Origin of the sequence: Brevundimonas fluminis (assembly GCF_003934285.1) — a bacterium.
In the GTDB taxonomy this organism is placed as follows: domain Bacteria; phylum Pseudomonadota; class Alphaproteobacteria; order Caulobacterales; family Caulobacteraceae; genus Brevundimonas; species Brevundimonas fluminis.
Window position 1 is genome coordinate 126,097 of record NZ_RQWJ01000006.1, and the last position, 6,045, is coordinate 132,141.

The following is a 6,045-nucleotide window of genomic DNA, read 5'->3' on the forward strand; positions in this document are numbered from 1 at the left end:
GCGAGCCGAACGGCGCCAACAAGCGTTACGGTTCATGCCGGTTCGGGCGCGAGGACGGAGGCGGGCGCGATCCATTCCCGGATCGAGACGCGCCCGTCGGGGCCCCTGAACGCCTGCACGAAGCGTTCGTCGTCGCCGTCGACGCGCAGGGCCGTCAGCACGCCGGTGGCGTAGGCGCCGGTGTCGACGCCGATGCGTCGATGGTCGACGTGGGGGACCTCCGTCGGGGTGTGGCCGTGGACGACCACCCGGTCGAAGGCCTGGTCGTCGTTGAGGAAGCGCCCGCGGATCCACATCAGGTCACGGTCGGCCTGCTGGTCGAGGGGCACCCCCGGCAGGGCTCCGGCGTGGCAGAAGAAATAGCCGCCCAGGGTGACGCTGGGCTCCAGCTCCTCGAGGAAGCGGCGACCGCGCGGACCCAGCTTGTGCGCCAGGTCGGCCGAGAGGGCGACCCAGCCCTCGCGCCGGTGGCGCATGGCGGGGGGCACCAGGCCGTATGACGCCAGCGCGGCGTCGCCGCCGTATTCGCACCAGGTCGCCCCGACCGAGGGGTCGTCGAGGAACTCGTGCATCTTGTCCTCGTGATTGCCGCGGATGAAGCGGGCGTCCACGTCGGGCATGTCGGCGATCTGGATCAGGCGCTCGATGACGCCGCGCGAGTTGGGGCCGCGGTCCACGTAGTCGCCGAGGAAGATCACGGTGCGCGGCCGGTCGTCGTCGTCGGTGTCGGTCACGATCGCCTGCAGCAGGCCGTCCAGCAGGTCGAGGCAGCCGTGGACGTCGCCTATGGCCCAGACCACCGTGCCGTCCGGGCCGGTGCGGGGCACGCGGCCGGGCGCGGCGGGCGCCGGAGCCGGCGGAGATTTACGGAACAGACCACGGAACATGTCGCGCTCTCGATGCACGTTCGCGTCGGAGGATTCAATGCGGCGCGCATGCTAGTCGGGGCGGATGCGCCTGCTCGTCCGTGCCGCCGCCTGGGGGGTCGTCCTCGGCCTGCTGATCCTGATGCTTACCCCGCACGTGCGCGTGCCGGGGCCGGAGGCGTTCGCAGACAAGGTCTGGCACGTGCTGGGCTTCCTGGCGATCACCCTGAGCCTGCAGGTGGGGCCGGTCTGGCGCGACCGGCTGGGGGCGGCGCTGCTGGCGGTGCTGATCGGCGCGGGCGTGGAGGTCGTGCAGGACTGGGTCGGCCGCGAGCGCAGCCTGCTGGACCTGGTCGCCGACGCCGTGGGGGCCGGGATCGGCTGGTGGGTCTCGCCGCGGCTGGCGCCGTTGATCGACTGGCTGAAGCGTCAGCCCTGATCTTCGACGGCCGCCCGCCGGACGTGCTGGGCGCCGTCGCGGGCGCAGACGAGGACGGCGCCGTCCTCGACCACGACGATCACGTCCGACAGGCCGACGACGGCGACCTGTACGCCGTCGGGCGCCTGGACCCAGACCCGGTCGGCGTCGACGAGGCGGACCGGGGCCGAGGGGGCATGGGCGGCGACGGCGTCCCAGGCGCCCAGGTCGGACCAGCCGAAGTCGACCGGCAGGACCCAGGCGCGGTCGGTCTTCTCCAGCACGGCGTAGTCCATGGAGATGCGCGGCGCCTCGGCGAAGGACGGCCCAAGCCGGCCGGGGCCGGACACGGCGCCGGCGACGGCGCGGGCGACGTCGGGGGCGTGGCGATCCGCCTCGGCCAGGAGGACGTCGGCCCGGGCGACGAGGATGCCGGCGTTCCACAGGCAGCCTTCCGACGTCAGTTCGACCGCCCGCGCGCGGTCGGGCTTCTCCACGAAGGCGGCGACGGGCGAAGGTCCCGGTCCCTCCGGTCGGATGTGGCCGTAGGCGGAGGATGGCCGGTCGGGAACGACGCCGAGCAGGACCAGCCGGCCGTCGCGGGCGATCTCGCCCGCCTTCACGAGGGCGGCGCGGAAGGCGGTCTCGTCGCCGACGTGGTGGTCGCAGGGCAGGAGGGCGACGACGGTTTCCGGGTCGCGGGCCGCGGCGAGTCGGGCGCCGGCCAGCATGGCGGCAGCGGTGTCGCGCGGCGCGGTCTCCAGCAGCAGGTCGACGGAATCCGGACAGGCGGACAGCAGGTCGCGGACCGCCGCCTCGTGATCGGCCGAGGCCACGACCACGGCGGGGGCGTCGGTCAGGCCGCGGCAGCGCTCGAGCGTGGCCTTCAGCAGGCTGCGTCCGCCCACGGACATCAGGCCCTTGGGACGCGCCGGCGTCGAGGCGGGCCACAGACGGGCGCCGCCGCCGCCGCACAGGATGACGGGGACGACGCTCACGCCGACGCGCCCAAGGTGCGGAACTCCGTCATCAAATCTCCGCACGCCGGCCGGGCGATTAACTGATGGGACGTCGGAGGTTCAGGGATCATGACCTGCTGTTCGTTGGGGATGCGCTGTAGAAGCACCATTCCGCGCTAAGTTCGTTTTGCCAAACTCGATGCAAGAACGGCGCGCCACTCTCGTTTTAGCCGCGACCTCGCCTTGCGCTCATATTCGTCCAAGGTGTTCAGGCGCCTCAGGGCATCGGCGATGCGAACGACTTGATCGTCCGCCAGAGCCAATAACTCCGCTTCTTTCGCCAAGCGCGCACGGTCCAGCGACAAGAGAGCCTGAGCCAACCTGGCCGAGGGAGCCAACTCGTCTGATCGGTCGTCGAGCGAGGCCAGGAAAAGAGCCACCTCATCGTCATCGAGGCGCGCGTGGACGCCGTGCTTGACGGCGTTCTTGCTGGATCGAGCTTTCCCCGCAGAAGTGCGTGGCCCCGTGCTGCCTCTCCGTCGCCCAGCAGGGGATGCACAGGCGTCAGACACCCCCCTGCTCTGCAACCGGTTGCACCAAGGCAGGTGCCGATCTCAGCGAAGCGGCTTCTCTGAACTGCTGCAAGGCTGCATGCCGTCGTTGCTCGGTTTTGGCGATGAGCACGTCAATCTTGGTCAACTCGTCTAAAGTCTCGGCGTACGCTGCAGCTTCCAGCTCAAGACGGTCCCAGGTTTCCAATGGGAAATCCGGCATCTCGTCTTCCGTAGTTTTCCCCGTCACATACCTCATTGCCCACATTCGGGTGCGTGCCGATGATACGGTGGGAGCGGTTTGGTGACCTCGTAACCCGGCTTCGCGGTTCTGCGCATGCCGAGCCTCTTGTTCAGTCTCAATCATTTTGGTGCTCACGACAGCCGCCATCTGCGCTCGAATGAGCGCACCGCGCGCGAGACGATACATGTGGGCTTCCCACGTAAGCTTTACTACGTCTTCGGCAAAAATGCGCTCTAAGGCGGTTGAAGGTTGTAGCTGCTCCTCGACCGCGTCTTTGATCTCCGCGAACTTCTCCGATGCCCGTCCAGTTGCGAAGTATCCTCCAGGGCCCGCCTCCGCTTGCGCTTCTTCCAACTCTTCTTCCCGCGTTCGGTCCCAACTGTGGCGTTCACGGCGCGCGTCTCCCTCTTCGGGTTGAGACTGGGGACGAGACCGCGACCGGACGGGTGGAACTGAATCTGTCATCGACTCAACCAGACTTTTCGACTGCCTCTCGACTGGCCCACAAGTTTTGCTTGTGCAATGCAGGTCAGGCGCGATTTTACTTCGCCGGACGAACCGTATGGCCGGTGGGGCCGTTCCTGAACTAGGTGTCGGTGTGACAGCGGTCGCCCTCAGGGCGACCCTGCGACCCGTCGCCCTTCACCGAGGCCACTTTGTCCGTTTTGACACGCCTCTTGGCGATCATCGTTCTCCTGTCTGTCGCGGTTCTTCTGATCGGCCCGGCAACTTCCATCGAGATGGCCCGGCCGGGGATCGACAAAGTCGCTCATTTCGCGGCCTTCGGCCTGGTTCTGTGGGCCCTGGGAGTTCTCTTCAGAAGCTCTCCTCGCATCGTTCTAGCCGGCGTCGCGCTGGCTATGGGCGCGCTCAGCGAACTTTTGCAGGCAGGAGTCGGCAGGGACGCGGACGTATGGGATTTCGCAGCCGACGCGCTTGGAGTGATCGCGGCACTCACCATTTGGTCCGCTTGGCGCAGGTTTCGTCCGCGCGGGAAGCGAGGCGGCGAGTCTGAGGGCGCACAGGTCTGAGCGTCTTCGATCACGAACCTGCGTGGGGTTGGCGACAGTCAGCCCCGGCATTGCCGACTTGGTCGCCCGGTCCGACAGGTGGAGTGCCGGCCGTCGTCATTCGTCGTCCCGCTGTACGCCGCCGGCAGGGTGATCGATCGCCAACCGGACCAGGCGCTCCAACCAGTCCCGCTCCGTCCCGCTCAAGCCGGCGACGTCGACGCGCAGGATTTTGGAGTCGAATTCCGAGTCCGTCCGCTCGAACAACTCGCTGATGGGGACGCCCAGCTGGTCGGCGAGCGCCTCAATGGTTTCGAGACTTGGTCGGCCCGTGCCCGCCTCGATCCTCCGCACCCATTCTTCCGAAACGCTGAGCCCCGCCGCCAGGTCGGCGACACTGAGCGAGCGTAGCTTGCGCAAGCTCTTGACCCTTCGCCCCAGCGCCGTCGCCGCATCGCCCATATCCCGTAATGGCCCGCCGCCGAACCAGATCAAAGGAACTGACACTTCTGCTTGACCAACTTCTGTTCCGTCTTATGCTGAGATTCCACAACTGAAAGGACATCAGATGACTGTTCCGCCCTCCCCCGCGCGCACACCGGCACAGCGCGAAGTGGATTATCTCGCCTACGTGCACCTCACCGGCCGCTGGCCCACCCATCTTCGGGCCGCGAGCAATGCCCGCGTGCGGCGTTGCCTCGAAGACGGTTCAGCAGACGGCGAAACAGTGCCGCTCCGGCTAAGGGCTGACGCCGTCGAAGAGTTCGAGCTCACCAGTCATCCGATGGTGCGCACGGCCACGGATCTTAAAGGCTACGGTTACCGGGTCGCCCGGACTGACGGTCCAAATGCGCGACGCTGTTTCGATCGCTTCCGCATGACGAGGGCCGGGCACGATATCCATGTCTTCGTCAACGGCGCGATCTGGACCGACGACCTCAGCATGTTCCAGCCCCACCATGGCATGCTGGCCCCACCCCCGCAGATCCCGCCCGCCCGCCACCGCGAACGTCCCGGGCCGCGGCCGTCGGCTGGCGACCTGGCCGCCGCCTGACTATTCCAAGCGTGGCCGCGCCGGACCCGCGATCGAGCCTCGAACGGCCCTGCTTCCGCCGCTCAAACGGTTGGCAGTTGTTGTCAGCCACTGGTCGGCGAAGGCATCGACATCATCTGGCACAAGGCAAGTGGCCTTGGCCTCGGCCCTCATGCCTTCCGGCCCGTAAGGCGGTCGATGTCGGAACGTAGCTGTGCCGGGCCGATCTCGTTCATGAGCCGGAGCACTTGCAAGCTCCGCTCTGCGGCGGCTTCGAAACGCCACTCGCAGTCGGCAAGGGTGCAGCCGCTGAAGACAGGGACCGCGCCGCCTTCATAGACAAGCTTTGCGTCCTTGAAGTCGCAATCGACGAACGTCTGACCGTCGATGTGAACCGTCTCGTTGGTGAACGCCTGTGCGGTGTGTCGGGCCATGAAGCCTACCTGGCCTGAACAGGCGCAAGCGCCAATAGCCAACCCACGGACGGCGGCCCGGCCGGCTCGGGTTTGGGGGGGAGTGCGCCAGCCGGGCCGCACGCGCGTAATGGGCCGCGCGTCGACCCAAGTACATCAGCGATCGGCGTTCGCCAAGACCCTCTTGGCGCCGCCCGCTGAAGTCGTCCGGACTTGCTCACATCGCAGCCGCCTTCACCGCGGCGGCGACCTGAGCGACCATCCGCTTCACCAGCGCCTCGTCGTCGCCCTCGGCCATGACGCGGATCAGCTTCTCGGTGCCCGAGGGCCGGATGAGCAGGCGGCCCCCGCCGGCGGTCAGCGTCGCTTCGGCCTCGGCCACGGCGGCCTTCACAGTCCCGTCCTCCAGCGGTTTGCCGGCCGCGTAGCGGACGTTGACCAGCTTCTGGGGCACGGGCTCGAACTGTCGGGCGAGGTCGCTCATCCTGCGTCCCGAGGCGACCAGCACCGCCAGCACCTGCAGGGCGCTCATCAGGCCGTCGCCGGTGGTG

The 6,045-nt window shown here is 67.8% G+C and carries 9 protein-coding genes and 1 pseudogene; 3 read left to right on the forward strand and 7 right to left on the reverse strand.

Annotated features, from left to right (window positions below; genetic code table 11):
* Positions 1-32: 32 nt before the first annotated feature.
* A complete protein-coding gene (locus EFJ44_RS13470) occupies positions 33-887 on the reverse strand; it encodes a metallophosphoesterase (RefSeq protein ID WP_125257747.1) in 855 nt (284 codons plus the stop codon).
* A 64-nt stretch (positions 888-951) separates the two neighbouring features.
* On the opposite strand from EFJ44_RS13470, the gene EFJ44_RS13475 reads away from it, so the two are divergent.
* Entirely contained in the window at positions 952-1,305 is a 354-nt protein-coding gene (locus EFJ44_RS13475) for a VanZ family protein (protein WP_125257748.1), read from the forward strand.
* On the opposite strand, the gene EFJ44_RS13480 is transcribed toward EFJ44_RS13475, so the two are convergent.
* The 3 genes from EFJ44_RS13480 to EFJ44_RS13490 all read right to left on the reverse strand — a co-directional run bounded on the left by EFJ44_RS13480 (position 1,296) and on the right by EFJ44_RS13490 (position 3,392).
* Complete coding sequence (locus EFJ44_RS13480) at positions 1,296-2,282, reverse strand: mannose-1-phosphate guanylyltransferase (RefSeq protein ID WP_164511927.1); 987 nt, start codon at positions 2,280-2,282, stop codon at positions 1,296-1,298. The genes EFJ44_RS13475 and EFJ44_RS13480 overlap by 10 nt on opposite strands.
* A 137-nt stretch (positions 2,283-2,419) precedes the next feature.
* Entirely contained in the window at positions 2,420-2,683 is a 264-nt protein-coding gene (locus EFJ44_RS13485; RefSeq protein ID WP_125257750.1) for a hypothetical protein, read from the reverse strand.
* Positions 2,684-2,807: 124 nt separating this feature from the next.
* A complete protein-coding gene (locus EFJ44_RS13490) occupies positions 2,808-3,392 on the reverse strand; it encodes a hypothetical protein (protein ID WP_125257751.1) in 585 nt (194 codons plus the stop codon).
* Positions 3,393-3,715: 323 nt separating this feature from the next.
* On the opposite strand from EFJ44_RS13490, the gene EFJ44_RS13495 reads away from it, so the two are divergent.
* Positions 3,716-4,069, forward strand: coding sequence for a VanZ family protein (locus EFJ44_RS13495; protein WP_125257752.1), 354 nt, complete (start codon positions 3,716-3,718; stop codon positions 4,067-4,069).
* Between the two features lie 96 nt (positions 4,070-4,165).
* Here the strand turns inward: EFJ44_RS13495 and EFJ44_RS13500 are convergent, their stop codons facing one another.
* Positions 4,166-4,543 (reverse strand): helix-turn-helix domain-containing protein, encoded by a 378-nt coding sequence (locus tag EFJ44_RS13500; protein ID WP_125257753.1) that lies wholly within the window; start codon positions 4,541-4,543, stop codon positions 4,166-4,168.
* A 73-nt stretch (positions 4,544-4,616) separates the two neighbouring features.
* Here EFJ44_RS13500 and EFJ44_RS13505 point away from each other — a divergent pair, with 73 nt between their 5' ends.
* A complete protein-coding gene (locus EFJ44_RS13505) occupies positions 4,617-5,102 on the forward strand; it encodes a hypothetical protein (protein ID WP_125257754.1) in 486 nt (161 codons plus the stop codon).
* 149 nt (positions 5,103-5,251) lie between these two features.
* On the opposite strand, the gene EFJ44_RS13510 is transcribed toward EFJ44_RS13505, so the two are convergent.
* Both EFJ44_RS13510 and EFJ44_RS13515 read right to left on the reverse strand, forming a co-directional pair.
* Complete coding sequence (locus EFJ44_RS13510; protein ID WP_125257755.1) at positions 5,252-5,515, reverse strand: hypothetical protein; 264 nt, start codon at positions 5,513-5,515, stop codon at positions 5,252-5,254.
* Between the two features lie 196 nt (positions 5,516-5,711).
* A pseudogene (locus tag EFJ44_RS13515) lies at positions 5,712-6,045 on the reverse strand (phosphoglucosamine mutase); the annotation flags it as partial.

What these genes read in the sequence shown, in the direction of transcription:
- EFJ44_RS13510 (WP_125257755.1), bottom strand. Translation starts at nt 5,515, where the DNA reads ATGGCCCGACACACCGCACAGGCGTTCACCAACGAGACGGTTCACATC.
- EFJ44_RS13470 (WP_125257747.1), bottom strand. Translation starts at nt 887, where the DNA reads ATGTTCCGTGGTCTGTTCCGTAAATCTCCGCCGGCTCCGGCGCCCGCC.
- EFJ44_RS13475 (WP_125257748.1), top strand. Translation starts at nt 952, where the DNA reads ATGCGCCTGCTCGTCCGTGCCGCCGCCTGGGGGGTCGTCCTCGGCCTG.
- EFJ44_RS13505 (WP_125257754.1), top strand. Translation starts at nt 4,617, where the DNA reads ATGACTGTTCCGCCCTCCCCCGCGCGCACACCGGCACAGCGCGAAGTG.